Origin of the sequence: Streptomyces sp. R28, assembly GCF_041052385.1 — a bacterium.
Taxonomy (GTDB): Bacteria; Actinomycetota; Actinomycetes; order Streptomycetales; family Streptomycetaceae; genus Streptomyces.
In genome coordinates this window covers 4,077,802-4,098,885 of sequence record NZ_CP163439.1, presented here as the reverse complement: position 1 = coordinate 4,098,885, position 21,084 = coordinate 4,077,802, and the positions used below count along the sequence as shown (strand labels likewise).

The window sequence follows — 21,084 nt, the reverse complement described above, 5'->3', positions numbered from 1 at the left end:
GACCCGAGACCCTCGCCCGGCCCTTACTGCTACGCGCGCCGGGCCCGATCGCGGCGGCGCAGCAGGAGCAGGCCCCCGGCGAGGGCGGTGATGCCCGTGGCGGCGGTCCAGCCGACGATGTCGTTCGAGCCGGTGGCGGCGAGGTCACCGGCGGCGGAGGCGGACGCGGACGCGGAGGGCGAGGCCGTGGAGCCACCCGTCTGCGGCCGGGGATCCGACCCCGATCCTGACCCCGAGCCCGATCCCGACCCCGAACCGGCGGACGCCGAAGCCGACGCCGCCGGACCGGGCGAACCGCCTGTGCCCGTGCCCGCCCCCGTGGCCTTGTCCCGCGTGAACGCCAGTGTGCCGAAGCCCAGTTGGTCGTAGCCGCCGCTGTTGGGGCCGTAGTCCCCGCCGCCGCCCTCCGGCCCGGACTTCGCGGCGATCTGCGTGAGGTACGAGGCCGACAGGCCCCGGCGCTTGGTGTAGTGGTTGGCGATCATCGCCCAGATCGGGCGGGTCATCGCCGGGTCCACGGGCGCGGCCCGGGTCACGGTCTCCGACCCCGACCAGCCGTTGATCGCGCCCTTCCTGCGGGTGTTCGCGGTGAACGGCACCTCCCCGCCCATGGCCCACTTGGCGACGTACTGGGCGCCCTTGAGGAAGCGGCTGTCGTCGTAGCCGTACAGGTCGATGCCCTGGTTCCAGGCCATCTCGCAGAAGGTGCCCATCAGACCGACGCCGAGCAGGGCGTGCCCCTGGTCGCGGCCGGCCTCCAGCCACTCGGCGAGTCCGTCGTCGAGTACGACGGGCATGGCGTTCCTGACCGAGCCGAGCCCCTCGCCGTGCTTGAAGTACTCCACAGCGCGGGCGACCTGGGCCTTGTCGTCGCAGAAGATGCCGGTGGCCAGGACGCAGCACATGGCGGCGAGGTCCCAGTTGGTCCAGTAGTTGCTGACGACGGCGCCGTTGTGGTCGGCCAGGAAGCTGTCGCTGGGCGGCGCGAAGACGGTGCTCAGCATCTCCTGGAACCGGCCGAGCTCGAAGTCGGGGTGGTCGCGGACGAGTTCGGCCGCGTTGGCGATCTGGTAGCCCTGCAGACCGGCGGCCAGGAATCGGTCCGCGCTGCCCTGCACGCTGGTCAGCTGGGCCGACCAGGCGTTGAGGATCGCCACGGCGGTGTCGGCGTGCGCGCTGTCACCGCTGACGTGGTGGCGCAGGGCGTTCTGGTACGCGGCGTGGACGTCGTTGTAGAGGGTGACGTAGTTCTGCGGCCCGCCCTCCCCCCGGAACACGATCTCCTGCGGGCTGGCCGCCCAGCCGCTCTGCGCGTGCCGGTTGGCGGTCAGCTTGGCGAACCCGGCCGTGTAGGGGGCGGCGCCGGCCTTCACCTTGGCGGCCATACGGCCGAGGTCGGCGCCGGTGTGCAGGAGGCCGGGGTGGGCGTAGGCGCCGGCCGCCACGGCAGGGGTGGGCAGCACGGCCGTACCGATACCGACGGCTCCGGCTGCCGCGCCCGCGGCCTTGAGCATGCTCCGGCGGCTGATCTGTCGTGTCACGTCGTCAATTCCTCGCGTGCCTGAGGCTGGGGACGGTGAGGAGACGGGGGAAGACTGCGGGGGATAACAAAAACTCCGGACGCCGATCACGGAGAACGGACGGCGATTACGGAGAACCGACGGTGACCAGGGAGAAGCCACGCCGATGAGGAGCCGTATCCGATGACCATCCGCAGGATCGTCCCCGACGTCCACGTCGGGTCCCAGGCAGCGATGCAGACGAACCGGGACTTCTACGGCCTGCTCGGCTTCGAGGAGGTGATGCACATGGGCTGGGTGATGACGATGGCGTCCCCGGCCAACCCCACCGCCCAGATCAGCTTCTTCACCGAGGAACGCACCGCCCCCGTCGTCCCCGACCTGAGCGTGGAGGTCGAGGACGTCGACGCCGTGTACGCGCAGGTGACGGCGTCGGGCGCGGAGGTCGTACGGGAGCTGCGGGACGAGGAGTGGGGCGTACGGCGGTTCTTCGTACGGGATCCGAACGGGCGGGTGGTGAATGTGCTGACGCACCAGCGCGCCGGAGAGATGTCGGTCCGCGGCGACGGGGGTGACCAGCCGTGACCGCGGCCGGGGCTGCGACCGGACGCCGGGCGACGGGCGCCGGGAAAAGCCCGGTTCCTCAGCCCTTGCGGTCCGCCACCGCCCAGGACGCGAGGGCCACCGCCCCCGCCACCCCGAAGACGGCGGGCCAGGCGCCCACCTTCTTGGCCAGCGGATGCGAACCGGCGAAGGCGGCGACATACGCGGCGGTCAGCGCCCCCGCGGCCTTCCCGCCCGCCTGCTGCCGCCACTGCTGCGCGGCCGCGGCCCCCGCGACGGCCAGCACGGCCCCGCCGAGCTGCCGCTTCCTGGTCCAGCGGGCCACGCCGTACCCACCCACGAGCCCACCCGCGGCGACCACCGCGCTGGGAACCTTCGCCATACTGCCTCCAACCACTTCTGCCGACCGCTTCTGCCGACCAGTTGGGCCGACCACCTCGGCCGAGCCTTGGAGAACCGAGGCTAACCGGCCTCGCCCCTGCGTAAATCGGCGCGGGCGCGCAACTCCGAGGCGTACCCCGAGCCGATCGCGCCCCCGGCGGCGGTGAGGGCGAGGACCAGGGCGGCCGGATTGACGTACCCGGGCACGTCACCGTTGTCGTAACTCCCGCCGTCGCTCGTCTCGCAGACGAACCCGAGGGGGATGTACGTGACCTTGTAGCCGACGATCTCGATGCCCTGCTGGTGCCGCTCCCACCAGCCCGCCGTACGGCAGGACTGGGGCGGCGACGAGTCTGTGCCGCCGTCCTCCGCGGTCATGACCGCGCCGCAGACGGCGAGCAACCCCCACGCGTACAGGGCGCAGACGCCCGCACCCGCGAGGGCGGCGACGCCGCGCAGTACGGCGGGAGCGCCGGCGCGCCGCAGGCCGTGGTCGGACAGTGTGCGGCCGCCGTATCCGCACAGGCCCACGGCGACGATCACCGCGACCACGGCGAACAGCAGGATCAGCAGGAACACGTGGCCTCCAGGCAGGGCGGACGGCGGCGGGTGCGCCGAGTCCAACAGGGCCCGACGCACCCGGCTGTGGTGGAGCCCACAATTCCGGCAACAGGGGTGCTACAGCACGTCGGCCAGACGGTCGACCTGGTCCGGGTCGAGGCCGTAGCAGTAGAGCATGACCTCGTCGGCGCCGAGATCGGCGAAGGCGGTGATCGCGGCGCGGATCTCGGCCGGGGTGGTGAGCAGGCCCTCGACCATGCGGTCGGCCATGCCGGTGAAGGCGTAGTAGGCGTGCATGCGGGCGCGCGCGTCGTCGAGCACGTCCTGCGGGCCGAGCGCGACGTTCACCTGAGCCACGAGGCGGGGCTCGCCGTCGCGGCCGTACTCCTTCCAGAACCCGCGGACGGTGTCGAACAGGCCGCCCGCCCAGGAGGGCGCCGCGGCCGCGAGGAAGCCGTCGCCCCAGCGTGCGACGCGTTCGAGGGCGGCGGGCTGGAAGCCGCCGAACAGCACTTCCGGGCCGCCGGGTCGAGCGGGCGCCGGACCGATGGGGCCGACGCCGTCGCCGTACGGCTCGCCCCACCACAGGCGGCGCAGTGTCGCCATCTGCTCGTTCAGCCGCCGGCCCCGGGTGTGCAGGTCGGTGCCGGCGACACGGTGGTCGTCCTCGCGGCCGCCGACGCCGAGGCCGAGGACCAGGCGGCCGTCGGTCATTCGGTCCAGGGTGGCCGCCTGCTTGGCCAGCAGGGCGGTGTCCCGCAGCGGGGCGAGCAGCACCTCGGTCTGGACGCGGATGCGCGAGGTGGCGCCCGCGAGGACGGCCAGGGCGGTCAGCGGCTCGGGGTTGTCGTAGACGAGCCGGTCGAGCAGGCCGAGCGTGCTGAAGGGACCGGCGTCGGCGCGCCGGGCCCAGGTGAGCAGGGTGGTGGGGTCGCCGATGGGCAGGCCGATGCCTACGTTCGTACCGACGTGCATATCGACGTTCGTACCGACGTTCGTACCGACGTTCGTATCGACGTTCATGAAGGGGCCTCCGAAAAGAGGGGTCGACAAAGACAGCTGCCGCCCCTCCGGCACCTCCGTGAGGTGGGACGTTCCCGCTCTGCGGCTTCTTTCGGGGGAACGTCTCGTCGAAGTCAACTCACTGTAGGGCGGGCCGATTTCGCGGGACAAACCATTTATGACCGCCGTGGCCGGCCTCGGTGACGGTGAGGCCCGTGGAGTGTTGGGCGTTCCCGGCAACTCGATGCCGTCACGGCCGCCTGACGGCACTGAAGCCGCAGGTGCACAGGGTGACGACGCCCGTGTAGGAGTACGTCGTCCGGCCCTGGGAGATGCTGTGCGTGGTCTTCCTCTCCCGGCGGTTCGGCTTGCCGCACCTCGGGCAGGCACCGGCGACCGGAGTACCCCACGGCGTGGACGGGTCCAGCCGCGTCGCCACCGGGATCATCAGCACCGCGCAGAGCCCGGCGAGGCCGAACCCGATCCCGCGCATCACGGTATTGCTCGACTCGCGGCGGTCGACCATCTCGTCGTACGAGAAGGAGCCGCCGCCACTCCCGCTCGAGTAGATGACGCACACGTCGCCGCGCGTCATGGTCTTGTCGTCGCAGGTCGGCGGCTCGTTCGGGTCTCCGCCGACCGTCAGGGCCAGCAGCAGCCCGATCCCGCCCACCACCGCCAGCGCGAACAGTGCGGACGCCCGGCTCCGTCCGCTGCTCCGCCGCTCGCGTTCGCCCCTGGCCCTGTCGACCAGCGCATTCGTCATGTCCCTGCCCGGCGCAACTGTCATGCGATCCTCCGCCTTCTTGCTGTTGTCGGTCTCGTCAGTGCCGGGAAGCGATGATCAGCAGCAGAACCACGATCCCCAGGGCGATCAGGCACCCGGAGCCGCATCCGGAGGACGACCCCTTGCGGAACTCGACCATCCCGCCGGGGGCGACATGCGGATGGCGTCGGGCGTAGTGGGTCTCCATCGCCTGCTCGCCCTGGGATTCGCTCCCCCAGGGGGTGCGGTGCCCGCACTCACCGCACCGGTATCGGTAGCTGTCGGCCATGCCGGTCTCCTTCGGATCGTCACGAGCGGGTGTGCTCGGTGGGGTGTGGTGGGTTGGGTTGGGTTGGGGTGGGCTGTGGGTGGCCGTCGGCACGTCCGGTCGGACGCTAGGAGCGGCCCGTGAAATCGCCGTGAAACAAGGGGCCGTACGTCACAAGGGGCCGTACGTCGGCCAGGCCGTACGTCAGTCCTCGTCCCGCTCGGCGGCGGACAGTTGCTCGGCGAGGGCGTGGAGGACACAGAGGTTCGGGATCCCGGACGTGACGGTCCCCCAGACCTGCCACCGGCCGGCGGCGCGGACGGCGACGGAACCGTTGAGGATCTCGATCCGCTGGACCTGCGCCCAGCGCAGGGACGTCCCTCGGGAGCCGAACGTGTCCCTGGTGATCCACACGGGGCCGAAGACGAGCCGCGCCCCCTCGGCCAGCGCGGCGAAGGCCCGCGGTACCTGCGCGTTGGTGACGGCCCGGCGGATCTCGGGTTCCCACGCCTCCGGATGGCCGAAGTCGCCGGAGCGCAGCACGATCCGCTCACCGTCGACGTCGACGAGCACATGGGCGTGGGCGATGCCCTGCGGGGACAGCACCCTGCGCCGACGCACCACGGTGGTGTCGTAGCGGACGACATGAATCCGTCCGTCGACGGCCGCCGTCAGCCCGTGCTCGTACAAATCCAGCCGCGCGCCCGCGCCCGCCCCCGCGCCCGCCCCCGTCCTGCCGTCGGCCCACAGCAGGCGACGAAGGCGTCCGGCGACGGCCTGCCGGACCCCGGGTTCGGTGAGCGGCGCCCGATAGGTGGCGCGCCGCCTGCCAAGCTGTGCCCGGCCCGCGGCCTCGGAGACCCTCGCGAGCAGCAACTCGCCGGCGCGGTCCCGGGATGCCCCCTCACTCACGCCGCCCCCGCCTGACCACGCTCGTGAGCCACGCCGCCCCGTCCGGCAGCTGCGCCGTCCCGGCGGGTAGTGGCGCCGTCCTGGCGGGGATGCGCGCCGTCCCGCCCGGAACCCGCGCCGTCCCGGCGGGGAGCCGTGCCGTCTCGACCAGGACTCACGCCGCCCCGTCCGGAACCCGCACCGTCCCGGCGGGGAGCCGTGTCGTCCCGGCGAGGAGTGGCGCCGTCGCGACCGTGAGCGGCGCCGAGCGGCCCGAAAGCCGCGCGGTCCCGGCGGGGAGCTGTGTCGTCCTGGCGGGGGGAAAGCGTGCCGCCCCGCCCGGCAGCTGCGCCGTCCCGGCGGGTAGTGGCGCCGTCCTGGCGGGGATGCGCGCCGTCCCGTCCGGAACCCGCACCGTCCCGGCGGGGAGCCGTGTCGTCCCGGCGAGGAGTGGCGCCGTCGCGACCGTGAGCGGCGCCGAGCGGCCCGAAAGCCGCGCGGTCCCGGCGGGGAGCTGTGTCGTCCTGGCGGGGGGAAAGCGTGCCGCCCCGTCCGGCAGCCGTGCCGTCTCGACCAGGACTCACGCCGCCCCGCCCGGAATCCGCACCGTCCCGCCCGGGAGCGACGCCGCGCCGCCCGGAATCCGCGCCGTCCCGCCCGGGAGCGACGCCGCGCCGCCCGGAATCCGCACCATCCCCCCGAAGCACCGACCACCGCGCCCGGCACAAGAGTTCACCCGGGGCCACCCCCAGCTCGTCGGCGAGCCGCCTGCCGGTGCGGTCGAAGACGGTCAGCGCCTCGGCCCTTCGACCGCTGCGGTGCAGCGCGTACATCAGCAGCGCGGCGACCGGTTCGTTCAGCGGCTGTTCCAGAGCCAGCGCGGAGAGTTCGGCGCTCGCCTCGGCGACTCGGCCGAGCCTCAGCTGCCACTCCGCCTTCCGCTGTGCCAGGGCGACCCTGCGCTCGACCAGCCGCAGCCGCTCCAACTCGGCCAAGGGCCCAGGCAGTCCGGCCAGCGGTTCACCACGGAACAGGGCCAGCGCCCGGGCGCACAGCCGCACCGCCTCGGCCAGGTCACCGGCCCGCTCGGCAGCTCCGGCCGCGGTGACCAGTTCCTCCATGCACGCCACGTCCACCTCGACCACGCCGGGCACCAGCCGATAGCCGTACCGGTCCCGCCTGATCACCGAGTCCGGGCACTCCCCAAGACGCAGGCCCTTGCGCAGCCGGTACACATACACTGGTACGACGTTCGCGCCCGGCGACTCCATCCCCCATACGCCGTCCAGCAGTTCCTGCCGGCTGACCGACCGGCCCGGGGCCAGCGCCAACGCCGCCAGCACGGCCTGCTGCCGGACCGGCCCGACGTCAACGGGCTGCCCGCAAAGCCGGGCCCGCAGCGGGCCGAGCACCGAGACACGAAGCCTGGCATCGGGTGCGGGGTCGGCCCAGCCGTCCGCCGGGCCGCCTCCGGGGACGCTGATCCCCGGTGCCGATGTCCTCCTGCGTGGCCCCTGCCCCGGCACGACCAGGCCGCAGTCGAAGGCGTGCACGATGGCGGCGGCCCGGTCCCGCAGCCCCAACTTCAGCAGGATGCGGCCCAGCTGCCCGGCCACCACATGCTCGGGCAGCGCGAGCGCGTCCGCGATCTCGGCGTTCTCCAGGCCGCATCCGAGCGCGTAGAGCACCTCGCGTTCCTGAGAGGTGAGGGCGGTGGCGCTCGGCCGTCCCTGGGGTGCGGTCGTCGTCGGCATGGTGGTTCCCCGTTCTCCGGACCGGTCGAGCCACTCGATCCGGTCGATCCCTTCGATGCCATAGAAGGTGGCCGTGGTGGAGGAAACGTGGACAGGCCATTGAGGCGGTCATATGTGGCCGGTGACCGCGCTAGAGTCCCTGAGCTGCGAAAAGTCGACATCTCAGGGGGAAGGGCTGTGACTTGTGGCCGGTGAGTTCGGCGGGTTCGGCGGGTCCGGAGAGTTCGGAGAGGTGCTGCGGCGGCTGCGGGTCCGGGCGGGGATGACCCAGGAGGACCTGGCGGAGCGCTCCGGGGGGAGCGTGCGCACCATCCGCGGTCTGGAGACCGGCAAACGCACCAACCCGCGCATGACCACGGTGCAGGAGCTGGCCAAGGCGCTGCCGCTACGGCCCGAGGAGCGCGAGGAGTTACTGAGCGCCGCCGTCCCCGGCAACCCGGATGACGAGCAACAGGACGTACCCACGGACCGACGGGACGCACCCACAGACCAACATGACTCACCCACGGACCGACGGGACGCACCCACAGACCAACATGACTCACCCACGGACCGACGGGACGCACCCACAGACCAACATGACTCACCCACGGACCGACGGGACTCACCCACGGACCGACGGGACTCACCCACCGACCGACGGAACCACCCCGCCGACGAGCCCCCACCCGACCCCACGTCCCCACCCGACCCCACGTCGCCCCCCGACCCCGCCGAGCAGCTCGCGAAGCTGGTGGCCGCCCGCTGGCAGCGCGAAGAAGAACAGCGCCAGGTCCAGGACCCGTTCCCGCTGCCGGTCCGCTGGCGTACGGCCCCCGAGACGCTGACCGACCACTGGGCCAACATCCTCCGCCTCCCCGCGAAGGCCACGGCCGACCCCCTCGACCTGGACGGCCAACTGGACGAGATCACCGACATCTACCGGCGCATCCCGTCCGGACGCCTGGTCGTCCTGGGCAGATCCGGCTCGGGCAAGACGATCCTGGCTCTGCGCTTCGTCCTCGACCACCTGAAGTCGCGCGCCCCCACGGAACCCGTCCCGGTGATCTTCAGCATCGGCGCCTGGAACCCCACCACCATCACCCTGCGCGACTGGCTGACCGCCCAGCTGACGCGCGACCACCCCGGCTACACCGCCCGCGGCCCCGGCAGGGAGAGCCTGGCCTCGGCCCTGGTGGAGTCCGGCCGCATCCTCCCCGTCCTGGACGGCTTCGACGAGATGGCCGACGGCCTGCGCCGCCCCGCGCTGGAAGCCCTCAACGCCACCACGCTCCCCCTCCTGCTCACCAGCCGCCCCGCCGAATACGCCGCCGCGGTCGCCGAGACCGACGTACTGACCTCCGCCGCCGCGCTCGAACTCACCGACCTCACCCTCGACGACCTGGCCGACTACCTGCCCCGCACCACCCGCAAGCCCGGCCCGGCGCACCCCACCGCGAACGCCTGGGACCCCGTACTGACCGAACTGCGCACGCACCCGCAGACCCGGCCCGCGTTTCTCCTCACCACGGTCCTGGCCACCCCGCTGATGGTCGCGCTCGCCCGCACCGTCTACAGCGACACCCCCGACCACGACCCGGCCTCACTACTGGACCCCGAACGGTTCGACAGCGCCGGGAAGTTGGAAGACCACCTCCTCGACAACTTCCTCCCCACCGTCTACCGCCACCAACTCCCGCAATCCCCCGGCACCAAACCAAGCCCCGCCTTCGAACCCGACCGCGCCCGCCACTGGCTCGGCTACCTCGCCCACCACCTGTCCCGACTCGACACCCCCGACCTCGCCTGGTGGCGGCTCGGCAGCGGACTGCGCCCCGCCGCGCGCACCCTGGTCACCGCGGTGATGACCGGTCTGGTCATAGGGCTCGTCGACTGTGCCGTCTCCTTCGCCATCGGCAACCCGTTCCCGTTCCCGATCGTGGACGCGGTTGCCGTAGGACTCCTTTCCGGACTCATGTTCGGGTTCGCGTACTGGCTCATGTTCGCGGTCAAGGACAAGGCGGTGATGCCGTCCGCCATGCGCCTGCGCATCCGCGGCAGGCCCGCGACCATCCAGTGGAAGTCCGGGCACCGACACCTGATCGGGGGGCTGGGCGGGTTGGTCTTCGGCTTCGGCTACGGGGTCGTGATCGGCACGGTCAACTCGTTCCACTGGAAGGCCGGACTCTCGGTCGGGCTGAACCTCGCGCTGGTCGACGGGGTCGTCTACGGTCTGATCTTCTGCGGCGCCGCCGCGATCACCTTCTGCTTCCTCGACCACCTGGAAACCCCTCTCGACCTCAAATCCGCCGTCAACCCGCGCCGCCTCCTGCACACGAACCGCCGCACAGTCATCACCCAACTGCTGCTCGGGGCACCCCTCTTCGGGGCGGTGGTCGGAGTCGGCGCCGGAGTCGTGGTCGACCTCCTGCAGGGGCACCTGGGTCAGCTCGTCTGGAGCCCCACGGCCAGCCTGGTACTCGGCGCCATCAGCGGCCTCGCCGGCGCCCTCGGCTACGCCCTCACCCTGACCGCCTGGGGCCAGTGGCTCGTCCTCACCCGCATCTGGCTGCCGTTGACCGGCCGCCTGCCCTGGGCCGTGGTCACGTTCTTGGAGGACGCCTACCGGCGCGGCGTACTGCGCCAGGCGGGCGCGGTCTACCAGTTCCGCCACGCCCGCCTGCAACATCACCTCGCCCAGCACCACCGCCGGCGCCACGATCACCGCAGCTCCGGGGTTCACGACGATTTCATGGCCCCTCTTTAGCGTCTGGCACCACAGCAGCAACCAGAACGTGCCAACGCGCCAGTACCAGCGCCAGCACCAACGCGCCAGCAGTCACGCGCCAGCACCAAGGCACCAAGGCAGCAACGCGCCAAGGCACCAACGGACCCAGGGGGACACTCATGCCCAACACCAACCGACTCATCCGCCGCGCCAAAACCGTCGCCCTCACCGCGGCGATGACGGCTGCCGCCGCCCTCACACCCACCGTCGCGCAGGCCGACGACGCCCCTCGCCACTACTACATCGAGCTCGGCGGCACCGGCACCGCGCAGCCCGCACCCCACTGCACCATCACCTTCGGCTACGCCAACCAGTACCTGGAGGAAGGCGCCGAGGTCGTCCCCGTCTGCTACCCGGCCAGCGCCGGCCCCTGGCTCAACGGCCAGAACACCCCGGACATCACCGCGCCGAGCTACGACATCAGCGTCGCCCAGGGCTACGAGAACCTCCTCGCCGCCGCCAAGGAGACCCACCGCAAGGACCCGACCGCACGCCTCACGATCGTCGGCTACTCGCAGGGCGCCCAGGCCGCCGACGCGGTCCTGGAGACGATCGCGAACGGCGGCACCGACATCCCCCGCGAACAGGTCAACGGCATGCTGTACGCCGACCCGAAGCAGCCCGAGACCGGCGCGTGGGCCAAGGTCCCCAAGGGCCTGGGTGCCTTCGGTTTCACCTCCACCGGCCCCGGCCCCAAGGAGTTCCCGGGCGTCCCGGTCGCCCGCTTCTGCATCCGCGGCGACCTGGCCTGCGACGCCACGACGCCCGTGGCCCCGCTCGACTTCTTCCTCACCGACAAGCACCGGCGCTACGTGCAGGACGGCAACGTCATGTCCCAGACCATCGCGAAGGACGGCCTCGACGGGGTGTTCTGGTACGAGTCCTGACGTAGTGGCCACGAGGCCAGGACATGAGAAGGCCCAGGTCGGGCAGGTTCTGACCTGGGCCTTCTCACGTCTCGCGCGCGAGTACGACCGTCCGCATGCCGCCCGGCCCGCTCTCCTCGTGCCTGACGCGCAGCCCGGCCGTCCCGAGCTGTTCCACCACCCACGTGTGGGCGAGTCGCAGTTTGCGGTAACTACGGGCGGTGAGGCGCCAGTCGGAGTCAGCGGAGTCGCGGCTGTGGATCAGGTCGTGCACGACGACCGTGTAGTCGTTGTAGTCGTCCGGGTACTCCAGGAAGCAGGTCATGATCCGGTCCTCGGTTGCCCGGACCGGAAGGAAACGGTCGGTGCCCGTGAGCGGCACCGTCAGGTCGCGGTAGGCGAACACGGCCGTGCCACCGGGTGCGAGCGCGGCGGCGACGTCGGCGAAGAGGGCGGCCACATCCCCTCGGGTCGGCAGATGGGTCAGCGTGTCACCGAGGCATACGACGGCCCCCGCCGACCCCGGCCGCACCAGCTCCCGCAACGCGGTCCGCACATCCGCCCGCACCGCCCGCACCGCCGGCACCCGGGCGGCGTGCGCGGCGAGTTCGCCCAGCAGCGGCCGGCTCAGATCGACCGCGAGAACGGAGTCGAAGCCCAGCCCGGCCAGCGCGAGACTCGCCTGCCCCGGCCCGCACCCCAGATCCACGGCGAGCGATCCGGCTGCCGGACAGGACGCCGAATCCGGAGTCACCCCCCACCCCGAGAGCGAGACGCGCTGCACCGCGGCGAGCGCGTCGAGATCGCCGCCGAGCATCCAGGTGTAGTGCTCGGCGAGAAACCGGTCGTAGTGGTCGACAGCCTGGTCGACGGCCTGGTCGACGGCCTGATCGACACTCTGGACGGCCCGATCGACGGGGCGGCCCTCAGGCGGAGCGACGGGTCGAGCGGCGGCGGTCGTCACTGAAGTTGTCACGGCGATCGTCATGGACGAGGGCTCCCTTCGGTCCGACAGACGAGGGAAATCTAGGGCGTGGTACGGGAGTTGGGCGGCTCGGCCGAACCAAATTCGGAACCCCGGGAAGAATGACGGCCATGGACGACACTGATTCGGCGATCCTCACCCATCTCCAGCGCGATGCACGGCTCACCAACCGCGAACTCGCCCGCCGGGTCGGCATCGCACCCTCCACCTGCCTGGAACGGGTCCGCGCCCTGCGCGCCCGCGGCGTGATTACCGGCTACCACGCGGCCGTACAGCCCCGCCTGTTGGGCCGTTCGCTCCAGGCCCTGGTCTTCGCCCGGCTGCGTCCGCTGAGCCGCGAGGTGATCTACGACTTCGAGGGCTACCTGACCCAGCTCCCCGAGGTCGTCTCGGTCTTCGTGGTCTCCGGCTACGACGACTTCCTCGTCCACGTGGCCGTCCCGGACATCGAGCACCTGCACGCCTTCCTCATGGACCGCTTCAGCGCCCGCCGCGAGGTGGTGAGCTTCCGCAGCTCGGTGATCTACCGCCGGACCGCCACGCGCGTACTGACACCGATGACCGGCTCGGGCTACGACGGCTACGACAGGCACGACGGGGACGAGAGGCGCCACAGGTACGACGGGGACGACAGGTTCGACCGGAGCGACCGACGCGACGGGGGCGACGGGAAGGCTCACTGAGCCTCATACCCCGTCGAGCAGTGACATGAGGCCGTGGTCCGGTTCCGGGCCCAGGTCCTCTCTCCCCGGCTCGACGACGGCGTACGAACGTTGCAGAAACCGCCGAAGAGAAGCCGTACCGAATCGGATCACGGCTATGCAGTGCGGCGTGCGGAACTCGATGACCGTACGGGACCGCCCGCACGGCTGTATGCGTACGTCCCCGATCCCGGCGGCCGTGTCCAGCCCCTCCTCCAGCAGCGCGCGGGCGAACGTCCAGGTGACTCCCTCCTCGTCGGCCGAGACGTCCGCCGGGAAGTCGACGTGCACGGCGAAGGGATCGGCGGCGGAGTAGCGCAGCGTGGGGCGTATCCCCAGCTCCGGGTAATCGGGGGTGACGAGGCGGGCGCGGACGGGCTGTTCGAGGGCGAGGCGCATGGTCGGTCTCCTGTGTTGTCGATGTCTGTGCGCCTTCTCGACCGGGAGGCAGGGCCGTTGATTACGCCGAACCGCAAGCCGGCGCCTGTGATCTAGCTCACGCGAACCATTTAGTTGAGATTTTAGTCATCTACGCTGACAAACTCGTCCGCGCCCTCAGCCCAGCAGGCAACTGGAGCGTTCCAGCCATGTCCGACGGTTCTCCCAAGGTGCCCGCCCAGGCGTCACCTCCCGCGTCCGCCACCGCCTCGTACGCCCGCATGTACGAGGAGCAGCAGCCCCGCCTGGTCGCCTACGCCCGCTCGCTCACCCGCAACAACTCCTGGGCCGCCGAGGACCTGGTCGCCGAGGCGCACTTCCGTGTCTGGCGGCGGCTGTCGGCCGGCCACGAGATCGAGAACGTACCGGCGTACCTGATGACGACGGTGCGGCACCTGGCGGCGACGGCCGGCGGCGAGGCGCGCGAGACCCCGCACGACCCGCGGACCGCCGAGCGCACGGAGATCGCCGTCCACGCGGAGGACTCGGCGGACCCGGCCGAACAGGTCTCGGAAGTGGACCTGTTGGTACGGGTGCTGGGCCAACTGCCCGAGCGCTGGGTACAGGCCCTGTGGCTGGCGGAGGCGGAGGGCCAGCCGCTGGAGACGGTCGGACAGCGCATCGGCGCCAAGCAGGGCGCGACCGCCGTACTCCTGCACCGCGCCCGCGAGGGCATGCGCCAGGCCTTCCTGCGTTCCCAGACCGGCGCCCCCGACGACCCCGCGTGCGAGGTCCACTGGGTGCGCATGCCGGCGTACGTCCGCGGCAACGCGACACCACGCCAGTCGGAACGCCTGCTCGCCCACGTGGACGCCTGCGACGACTGCCGCGGCCGGCTCGCGGTACTCATGCGCGCCAACGACCGGCTGCCCGCACTGGTCGGCCCGGCCCTGCTGGTCTTCGTCGTGGGCGGCGCGGGCAAGTTGCTGCTGCCATTCGTCGCCGGCTCCGCGGGCGCCTCGGCCGCCACGGCCGCCTTGAGCGGCCAGTTCGGCAGCGCGCTGCACGCGGCCCGCCAGGCGGTGACCGGCGGCGCGGGCGGCGCGAAGGTGCCGACGGCGATCGCGGCCGGGGCGACGGTCGCGGGCGCGGCCCTGGCGATGATGCTCGCCCTGGGCACGGGCAACCCGTCTCCGACGCCGCCCCCGGACCGGGTGCCGCTGGCGGATGCGCCGGTGGCCGCCCGGCCGTCGGAGGGACCGGTCGCGGGGGCGGAGGCGCCGCGGGAGCCGGGAGGGCCGGGAGGGCCGGGGGGAGCAGGTGGATCGGCGAGGGCGTCGGAGGTTGCCGCCGGTGTAGCTGGTGGCGCTGGTTCGGATACGGCGGTGAGGGGCGTGGTGGCTGAGGCTGAGCCGGGGGCTGTGCCTGAGCCGGCGCCCGAGGTGCCGGGCGCGGATGCACCCGCACCAATGCCGCCTGTCGATGTGCCCGCACCGCCCCCTGCCGGGCCGGTGATTAAGCCCCCGGCGGACCCCGCGCCCCCGCAGAACGACACTCCTCCGCACAACGAGCCGGCGCCGGGATCCGAATACCCGGTCGCCCCGGCACCAGCGGACCCTGCGCCGACGGATCCCGAACCGGCGGGTCCCGAACCGGTGGCCCCCGAACCGGTGGCCCCCGAACCGGTGGCCCCCGAACCGGTGGCCCCCGAACCGGTGGCCCCCGAACCGGTGGCCCCCGAACCGGTGGCCCCCGAACCGGTGGCCCCCGCACCGGCCGACCCGGGGGAAGAGCAGCCGGAGACGCCGGGGCAGGGGACGCCGCCGTACCCGGATGATCCGGAGGCCCCGGGGACCGAGGCCCCGGCAACGCCGACACCCTCGCCCACACCGGAGCCGTCGACCCCAACTCCCGTAGTCCCGACGCCGATTGATGAGACGCCGGAGGCGCCGGAAGCCCCCGCCCCTCCGGAGACGACTGGCCCCGCACCCGTCCCCGCACCCGCACCCCAGCCAACACCCGAGCCCCCCGGAAACGGCTGCGGGAACTGACCGGAGGCCGGGCGGGCGGGCAAGCTGCCCGTCCAGCCTCTCCAAAACTCCCCAACCCCTCCCACCCCAATCCGTTCCAGAATTCGGCACCCTGACCGCGGAATTCGGAAATGGAGATGGTGGCGACCGGCCCGCAGCGCTACGCTTCGGAATTCCGGTAGGGCGCGCGCAGGAGTGCGCGCACGGGGGGCATCGGGGGATGCGTTATGCGCTCAGTCGCGACAAGGGTGCTTGCCCTGCCGATAGTCGGGATGACGCTGATGGCTCTGGTGGGCGCGGCGGGCTGCGACAACTCCGATGCCTCCGCCTCCTTCACCCCGGCTTTCGCGCCGGTCACATTCACGCTCGACTCGTCGGGGAAAATCACTGTTTCCGTGGGGCGATCTTTTGTGACCCCGATCGGCGTGTTCTCTGTGGATGCGGGAGTTGAGCATCAGTTCGAAATCGACCCCAAGGGTTACCTCACCGCCATCTTCCGATATGTAAGTCCAAAACAGGGACTTGTCGAAGCGGGCTATCTGATCCGCACGGACCGCCGCGTGGAACCGTCCCTCGACGGCCAGTCGTTGGCCCCGGCCAAGGGCGGCACAGTGCGCATCGACGCCACTGACGCCGAGCCGGGCGAGACGACACAGCTCACCGTCTCCGACACCCCGCAGGACTCCCCGGTCCCCAGCGCCTCGGCGTCGGCCGCCTGTCCCGACTCCGGTGCCCTCGAACTCGTACTGCCGGAAGTGTCCGCCGGCGATTCCGTGACGGACACGGTCACCAAGCTGACCGGCGCCTGTCTCAAGGTCCAGTACGCCACCGAGGAAACGGACGCGTCCGAGGAGGGCGCCGTCACCAAGGTCGAAATCCCCACGACCGGCCCCGAGGGGGCGGTGCAACTGCCACGCCCCGACGAGACGGCCCCAGGCCCGGGTGACACGGTCGAGGCGGCCCTGGACCAGGCGGCCACCGTCTTCGTCGCGGCATCCGGGCAGAACCCGTCTCCGTCCGATAGCCCGACCGAGCTCACCCCACCCCCCACCCCCACGGACTCGGCACCGCCCACGGACGACACGACCACCCCTGCCACCACGACCGTCTACGGCCAGGCCTCCGCTCCGGTCCGCTCGGAGCCGAGTAGGGCCGGTGTCCAGGTGAGCCACATAGCTGCGCAGGGCGAATACCAGGCCCTGTGCTTCCAGCGCGGGGAAGAGGTCTCCGCACACGGCTCGGTCAGCGACGTCTGGGTCAAGCTGCTCCGCACGAACGGCGAGACGGGATGGGTCACGGCCACCGCACTGAGCGGCGATCCGGAGACGGTCGTCCCCACGGCCTGCTGACCGACATTGATGTGACTCATGTGGCGTGTGGCGCATGTGGCGCATGTGGCGCACGTCACCGTAGTCGTGCGGAGAAGAAAGCGGCTGCTGTATCCGTGAGCCTGGCATGCTCATGCATGACTACTGGGGGGTAACCACCGCCTGCGCATAGCGCCGGAACCGCCTGACTCGGCATGCCTCGGCATGTCCTGGCATGTCCCGGCACGGCCGCGTGCCCTCCCACCAGTCACCTCCTGCAGCGCACCCCCATACACCGCTCCCGAGGACACGCGTGCACAGATCCAAGCTCAAGAGGCATGCCTTACTGTCGGCAGCCACCATCGCGGCCCTGCTCACTACGGGCTGCTCCACCACCTCCCCGACGACCCCCGAAGCGGCGACCCAGTCGACGGCCGAGAGCCCCGCCCCCGCCGCGGTCCAGGAACAACTCGCGGTCGTCGCGGCCCCGTCCTCCGGTACGGCCACTCCCACCGCCGTGGCCGACGCAGGTCAGGGAGGCACGGCGAAGAAGTCCTCCCTCAAGGTCGCCTCGTACGACAGGAAGAGCGGACGGGCCGTCATCTCGTCGCGGTCCGCCGCGAGACCGACGGCCGAACCGACCACCGACCCCTCGGCCAGTCCCTCATCCGGCTCCTCACCCGGTTCCTCATCCGGCCCCGCGGCCCAACCTCCGGTAGCCGTCGGCGACATCATCGCCAGTGCCCCGGCCCCCGGCGCCCCCGACGGCGTGCTGGCCGAGGTCACGGAGGTCGTCAGCACCACGCAGGACAGCGGTACGACGGTCGAGACGGAACCGGCGAAGCTCAACTCCGTGCTCGGCGAGAGCAAGGCCGAGGGCGAGGTCCCGGTCGACCCGTCGTCCGTCGAGGTCAAGCCGCTCGTCCAGGGCGTGAAGGTCTCCTGGGCGAAGACCGGTGACCTCCACTTCGGCCCCGAGGGCGCGAAACTCCCGCTGGGCAGCCTGCGTATCGACGTGGGCGCGGCGGTCGCCACGGCCGAGGGCGCCCCGGCGTCGGCGGCCGCGTCCGTGGAGGGCTTCGTCCAGCTCGCCCCCGAGGTCGCGTTCTCGTACGACGGCTCCGGCGGCGGCACGGGTGCCTCGCCCGGCGGCGCGTTCCTGGGCCTGTCGGGCGACTGGGCCTCCCAGTGGTCCCTGAAGGGCCGCGCGGCCGGCTCGACGAACGGTCAGCCGATCCGCATTCCCTTCGCCAAGCTCCACTCCGACCCGGTGATCCAGGTCGGCCCGATCCCCGTCGTCGTAAACCTGGATCTGACCTGCTACATCCAGGTGAACGCGGACGGCCGGGTGACGGTGGACGTCGAACAGGACCTCAAGGGCGACTTCCGCGTCGGCGGCACCTTCTCCTGGGCCAAGGGCTGGACCCCGGTCAGCGAGTCCGACATGACCGGCGAGCCCCTGAAGGCCACGGTCACGGCCGCCGGCGACGTCAAGGCCGCGTTGGGCGCCGAGGCCACCGTAGGCCTGTACGGCACGGTGGGCGTCACGGCCGACCTGGCCCCGTACGTCCGCGCCCACGCCGACGCATCGGCGGAAGCCTCCTCCGACGGCACGGCCACGGCGGCAGGCTCCTACGCCCTCTACGGCGGCGTGGACCTCACCGGCTCCCTCCAGCTCCAACTGACCATATTCGGCACGCCCGTCCTCCAGAAGAGGATCCCGTTGGGGGCCCTACACCGCGAGTGGCTACTGACAAAGGGCGAGGCGAGAGCAGTGGCGGGGTGACAGCGGGCCCGGCGAAGACGACCGGGTGACCCGATCCACGAACGGCCCGCTCACGGGCCTCCACACGCAAGTGGCACGCGGGCCACGCCGACGGTCTCTTCACCCCGGCGCGGCCCGCATGCGTTGTCGCCGCATGCCGGGCACCCACCGCCCAACGCCGCCACCCCTCAGTGGTGTCGTCAGTCATCCCCACCCGAGCTCGACCCTGACCCTGACCCCGATTTCCGACTCGAACGCCCCAACCAGCGCACCAGCCGACTTACCCCCAGGGTCACAGCGGCCACCCCACGCACCCAGCGCGGGCCGCCCCGCTCCGCCCACACGACGCAGACGCACCCTCCGACGACGAGCGCGAGGACGCCGGACAAGACGAGGAGCTCGAACACGCTCATCCCCCTTCTTCCTTTATGGTTCGCGCAATCCTCTCAGCCCGCACAACAGGCCCTCGAACCGCAGTCCGCACTGGGCGCTGAACCACTTCCAGGGTCGGCAGCGGCCGTACGCGTGCGGGGCGTCGATACGGCCGATACGGCCGCCGACCTCATCGCCGCCTCTGATCGCCGCCTCCTACCGCGAGACGGTCCCGAGACAGTCCCGAGAACACCGTCCCGAGATCAGGGCCGTTGAGGCATACGCCAGTACTGCCTCTTCTCCTCGTCCCGTACGACAACGCCGAGCCTCAGCAGCTCCCTACGCAGCTCGCGGGCGTCGTCGGCATCTGCCTCCCCCTTCTTCCGCGCCGCGGCACGAGCCCTCAGCAGCGCGTCCGCCCCCTCGGGCAGCCCAGGTGTCCCAGGAACCCAGCGCCTGAACTCCTCCCGATACGGATCCTCATCCGCCCACCGATAGCCATGCTCGGCGAAGGCACCGGCAAGCCGCGGCCAGGGCAGCCGACAATCCTCCCGAGCAAGCTCCATCCCGTCCGCCCGGAGCAACACGAGCTGCTTGCCGTCCCGCACGACCAGCCCGACCTCATCGCCCCCGAACTCCTGCGAGGCGTCCCTGACACCAAGAACGACGCGACTCCGCGAGACCCTGACAGCCAGCGACTCATGCACCGCAACAAACCCGACGACCAGCCCCAGACCCGCCCCGACCACAACGCCCCCCACGCTCAGCCAAGGCTCCGGAACAGAGGTCAGTAACTTGGCAGGCCCCTTGAACGGCGCCCACCGCAACGTCACCAGCCAGTGCGCAAGAACGGTGGCCAACCACCCGATCCCGGCCCCACACCCCACACAGAACAGCACAAGCACCCAGGCCGACTCAGCGATCACGGTGCCGTCGCCGGCGGACGCCCCGCCCTTCTCCGAAACATCCCCCGTATTGCTCATGTCCCCCATGCCTACGCGTCCGGTCTCCCACTCCACACCGCCGAGTCTGGAGGGCAGGCGCACACGCTGTCGTCGGCCGATGGTCTACGGGGGCTGCGACTTTGGTTTGCTTTGGTGGTGGTGGCGGTCGCCCCTACGAAGCCGTCATGCGGGCGCTCCAGAAGGCCAGAGCCTTGCTGATCAATTCTCTCGCGGCGTCCCCATAGCACGCAGCATTGCTCAGGGCGTTGAACGCCTTGTCGTGGAGGGCGAGTTCGTCCGGGTCGGTGACGTCCACGCCGGTGGAGACGAGTTCGTAGTGGGCCCGGTCATCGCCGTGCATGTTGAAGCCGGGCATGGGGACCACGCCTACCTCGGCGGTGGTGCGAAGCACGCCGAGGGTGAGAGAGGGCAGGTCGATGTCGTGGAGCAGGCGCTCCATCTGTCCGCGCATCACGACCGGCCCGCCGATGTTCGTGTACAGGGCCTGCTCGCCGAGGATCACGTCGTAGTGGTGCTCACCGTCGTAGAGCACCTGCTGACGCTCCATCCGCTTGGCAACGCCCGCCGCAACGTCGTCCGGAACGCCGAGGAACCCAACGACCTGACGGAGAATCACCGTCGCGTACGCCTCGGTCTGGAACGTCCCCCAGATCATGGTGGGCACGTACGCCTTGCCGTGCCGAGTCCGGCGATACCAGTCGATGACTTCGCTCTGGATATCTTCGGTACCGGTGGACAGTCGCTGTTGCCACGGGATCAAATTGGTCACGGCTTCCCCCTCTGAGCTGTCTTTTCCCCAGCCGACACTGCCCGTGGGTCCGACAGGGCAATCCGGCCGGTCAGCAGAACGTCGTGGTTGGCGAAGAGCGCGTCGAGTTCGAGGCGACGGCGGATGTACGCCGTCCATGTCGCGTTGGGCAGGCTGGCATACGTGTTGACCATCCGGGCGCGGCTCGCCTGAGTGAGGATCCAGCGCGCCTGGTCCTGGTCGGCGGTACGGCCACCGAGCTCACGGGCCAACAGCCACAACTCGTCCCCCTCGCTGTGCTCGTCGACGACGGTGACGAGGCCGATGTCACCCAGGTCGCGCTGGTCGGTGGACTGCGTGGTGTAGGCGAGGGTGAGGCTTTCGAGGGGGAAGACGGTCACTCGGCTGGTGGCGGTCAGCTCGGTCAGGGGCACGGGGCAGGTCCGTTCTGGCGCATGCGGGAGGGGCAGGGTGGGTCGGCCCGGCGACGGCC

At 71.3% G+C, this 21,084-nt stretch carries 19 protein-coding genes and 2 pseudogenes; 7 read left to right on the top strand and 14 right to left on the bottom strand.

The genetic code is table 11. From position 1 onward, the window contains the following. Nucleotides 1-29: 29 nt before the first annotated feature. The gene (locus AB5J49_RS18105; RefSeq protein WP_369169669.1) at nucleotides 30-1,541 is read right to left on the bottom strand and encodes an alginate lyase family protein; all 1,512 of its coding nucleotides are present in this window, start codon (nucleotides 1,539-1,541) and stop codon (nucleotides 30-32) included. Between the two features lie 162 nt (nucleotides 1,542-1,703). Between AB5J49_RS18105 and AB5J49_RS18100 the strand changes: the two genes are divergently transcribed. Beyond that, on the top strand, nucleotides 1,704-2,105 hold the full coding sequence (locus AB5J49_RS18100) for a VOC family protein (RefSeq protein WP_369169668.1): 402 nt from the start codon (nucleotides 1,704-1,706) through the stop codon (nucleotides 2,103-2,105). A gap of 58 nt (nucleotides 2,106-2,163) precedes the next feature. Here the strand turns inward: AB5J49_RS18100 and AB5J49_RS18095 are convergent, their stop codons facing one another. From AB5J49_RS18095 to AB5J49_RS18065, 7 genes and pseudogenes are all read right to left on the bottom strand, one after another. Continuing rightward, nucleotides 2,164-2,466 carry a hypothetical protein gene (locus tag AB5J49_RS18095; protein ID WP_369169667.1) on the bottom strand — a complete coding sequence of 101 codons (303 nt, stop codon included), beginning with the start codon at nucleotides 2,464-2,466 and terminating at the stop codon, nucleotides 2,164-2,166. An 80-nt stretch (nucleotides 2,467-2,546) separates the two neighbouring features. Further along, nucleotides 2,547-3,044, bottom strand: a complete 498-nt coding sequence (locus AB5J49_RS18090; protein WP_369169666.1) for a hypothetical protein — start codon at nucleotides 3,042-3,044, stop codon at nucleotides 2,547-2,549. A gap of 99 nt (nucleotides 3,045-3,143) precedes the next feature. Beyond that, a complete protein-coding gene (locus AB5J49_RS18085) occupies nucleotides 3,144-4,001 on the bottom strand; it encodes an LLM class flavin-dependent oxidoreductase (RefSeq protein ID WP_369175177.1) in 858 nt (285 codons plus the stop codon). A 277-nt stretch (nucleotides 4,002-4,278) separates the two neighbouring features. After that, the gene (locus AB5J49_RS18080; RefSeq protein ID WP_369169665.1) at nucleotides 4,279-4,818 is read right to left on the bottom strand and encodes a hypothetical protein; all 540 of its coding nucleotides are present in this window, start codon (nucleotides 4,816-4,818) and stop codon (nucleotides 4,279-4,281) included. Nucleotides 4,819-4,852: 34 nt separating this feature from the next. Continuing rightward, nucleotides 4,853-5,083 carry a hypothetical protein gene (locus tag AB5J49_RS18075; protein ID WP_369169664.1) on the bottom strand — a complete coding sequence of 77 codons (231 nt, stop codon included), beginning with the start codon at nucleotides 5,081-5,083 and terminating at the stop codon, nucleotides 4,853-4,855. Nucleotides 5,084-5,266: 183 nt separating this feature from the next. Then, nucleotides 5,267-5,974, bottom strand: a complete 708-nt coding sequence (locus AB5J49_RS18070; RefSeq protein WP_369169663.1) for a DUF6585 family protein — start codon at nucleotides 5,972-5,974, stop codon at nucleotides 5,267-5,269. Between the two features lie 662 nt (nucleotides 5,975-6,636). Further along, nucleotides 6,637-7,707: pseudogene (locus AB5J49_RS18065) on the bottom strand (BTAD domain-containing putative transcriptional regulator); the annotation flags it as partial. A gap of 184 nt (nucleotides 7,708-7,891) precedes the next feature. Here AB5J49_RS18065 and AB5J49_RS18060 point away from each other — a divergent pair. Together AB5J49_RS18060 and AB5J49_RS18055 are read left to right on the top strand one after the other, a co-directional pair. Then, a complete protein-coding gene (locus tag AB5J49_RS18060; RefSeq protein WP_369169662.1) occupies nucleotides 7,892-10,453 on the top strand; it encodes a helix-turn-helix domain-containing protein in 2,562 nt (853 codons plus the stop codon). 140 nt (nucleotides 10,454-10,593) lie between these two features. After that, nucleotides 10,594-11,361, top strand: coding sequence for a PE-PPE domain-containing protein (locus tag AB5J49_RS18055; protein WP_369169661.1), 768 nt, complete (start codon nucleotides 10,594-10,596; stop codon nucleotides 11,359-11,361). Nucleotides 11,362-11,425: 64 nt separating this feature from the next. On the opposite strand, the gene AB5J49_RS18050 is transcribed toward AB5J49_RS18055, so the two are convergent. After that, the gene (locus AB5J49_RS18050) at nucleotides 11,426-12,328 is read right to left on the bottom strand and encodes a class I SAM-dependent methyltransferase (protein ID WP_369169660.1); all 903 of its coding nucleotides are present in this window, start codon (nucleotides 12,326-12,328) and stop codon (nucleotides 11,426-11,428) included. 107 nt (nucleotides 12,329-12,435) lie between these two features. Here AB5J49_RS18050 and AB5J49_RS18045 point away from each other — a divergent pair. Then, nucleotides 12,436-12,885 (top strand): annotated as a pseudogene (locus tag AB5J49_RS18045) (Lrp/AsnC family transcriptional regulator); the annotation flags it as partial. A 126-nt stretch (nucleotides 12,886-13,011) separates the two neighbouring features. Here the strand turns inward: AB5J49_RS18045 and AB5J49_RS18040 are convergent. Continuing rightward, nucleotides 13,012-13,425 carry an SsgA family sporulation/cell division regulator gene (locus AB5J49_RS18040; protein ID WP_369169659.1) on the bottom strand — a complete coding sequence of 138 codons (414 nt, stop codon included), beginning with the start codon at nucleotides 13,423-13,425 and terminating at the stop codon, nucleotides 13,012-13,014. 188 nt (nucleotides 13,426-13,613) lie between these two features. Here AB5J49_RS18040 and AB5J49_RS18035 point away from each other — a divergent pair, with 188 nt between their 5' ends. The 3 genes from AB5J49_RS18035 (at nucleotide 13,614) to AB5J49_RS18025 (ending at nucleotide 18,527) form a co-directional block, all read left to right on the top strand. Continuing rightward, nucleotides 13,614-15,455, top strand: coding sequence for a sigma-70 family RNA polymerase sigma factor (locus tag AB5J49_RS18035; protein WP_369169658.1), 1,842 nt, complete (start codon nucleotides 13,614-13,616; stop codon nucleotides 15,453-15,455). Nucleotides 15,456-15,994: 539 nt separating this feature from the next. Beyond that, entirely contained in the window at nucleotides 15,995-16,783 is a 789-nt protein-coding gene (locus AB5J49_RS18030) for an SH3 domain-containing protein (RefSeq protein WP_369169657.1), read from the top strand. A 271-nt stretch (nucleotides 16,784-17,054) separates the two neighbouring features. Beyond that, nucleotides 17,055-18,527, top strand: a complete 1,473-nt coding sequence (locus AB5J49_RS18025) for a hypothetical protein (RefSeq protein ID WP_369169656.1) — start codon at nucleotides 17,055-17,057, stop codon at nucleotides 18,525-18,527. Nucleotides 18,528-18,706: 179 nt separating this feature from the next. Here the strand turns inward: AB5J49_RS18025 and AB5J49_RS18020 are convergent, their stop codons facing one another. From AB5J49_RS18020 to AB5J49_RS18005, 4 genes are all read right to left on the bottom strand, one after another. Then, nucleotides 18,707-18,919, bottom strand: coding sequence for a hypothetical protein (locus AB5J49_RS18020; RefSeq protein ID WP_369169655.1), 213 nt, complete (start codon nucleotides 18,917-18,919; stop codon nucleotides 18,707-18,709). Nucleotides 18,920-19,141: 222 nt separating this feature from the next. Then, nucleotides 19,142-19,897: a hypothetical protein gene (locus tag AB5J49_RS18015; protein WP_369169654.1), complete on the bottom strand. Its 756-nt coding sequence runs from the start codon at nucleotides 19,895-19,897 to the stop codon at nucleotides 19,142-19,144. 97 nt (nucleotides 19,898-19,994) lie between these two features. After that, nucleotides 19,995-20,612, bottom strand: coding sequence for a DUF5753 domain-containing protein (locus tag AB5J49_RS18010; RefSeq protein WP_369169653.1), 618 nt, complete (start codon nucleotides 20,610-20,612; stop codon nucleotides 19,995-19,997). Further along, entirely contained in the window at nucleotides 20,609-21,025 is a 417-nt protein-coding gene (locus AB5J49_RS18005) for a hypothetical protein (protein WP_369169652.1), read from the bottom strand. Before AB5J49_RS18005 ends, AB5J49_RS18010 begins: the two co-directional genes overlap by 4 nt. Nucleotides 21,026-21,084 lie beyond the last annotated feature (59 nt).

Bases quoted from the DNA above. Each gene is read 5' to 3' on its own strand.
- AB5J49_RS18035 (WP_369169658.1), top strand. From the start codon at position 13,614: ATGTCCGACGGTTCTCCCAAGGTGCCCGCCCAGGCGTCACCTCCCGCG.
- AB5J49_RS18055 (WP_369169661.1), top strand. From the start codon at position 10,594: ATGCCCAACACCAACCGACTCATCCGCCGCGCCAAAACCGTCGCCCTC.
- AB5J49_RS18050 (WP_369169660.1), bottom strand. From the start codon at position 12,328: ATGACGATCGCCGTGACAACTTCAGTGACGACCGCCGCCGCTCGACCC.
- AB5J49_RS18075 (WP_369169664.1), bottom strand. From the start codon at position 5,083: ATGGCCGACAGCTACCGATACCGGTGCGGTGAGTGCGGGCACCGCACC.
- AB5J49_RS18080 (WP_369169665.1), bottom strand. From the start codon at position 4,818: ATGACAGTTGCGCCGGGCAGGGACATGACGAATGCGCTGGTCGACAGG.
- AB5J49_RS18040 (WP_369169659.1), bottom strand. From the start codon at position 13,425: ATGCGCCTCGCCCTCGAACAGCCCGTCCGCGCCCGCCTCGTCACCCCC.
- AB5J49_RS18095 (WP_369169667.1), bottom strand. From the start codon at position 2,466: ATGGCGAAGGTTCCCAGCGCGGTGGTCGCCGCGGGTGGGCTCGTGGGT.
- AB5J49_RS18020 (WP_369169655.1), bottom strand. From the start codon at position 18,919: ATGAGCGTGTTCGAGCTCCTCGTCTTGTCCGGCGTCCTCGCGCTCGTC.
- AB5J49_RS18085 (WP_369175177.1), bottom strand. From the start codon at position 4,001: ATGCACGTCGGTACGAACGTAGGCATCGGCCTGCCCATCGGCGACCCC.
- AB5J49_RS18100 (WP_369169668.1), top strand. From the start codon at position 1,704: ATGACCATCCGCAGGATCGTCCCCGACGTCCACGTCGGGTCCCAGGCA.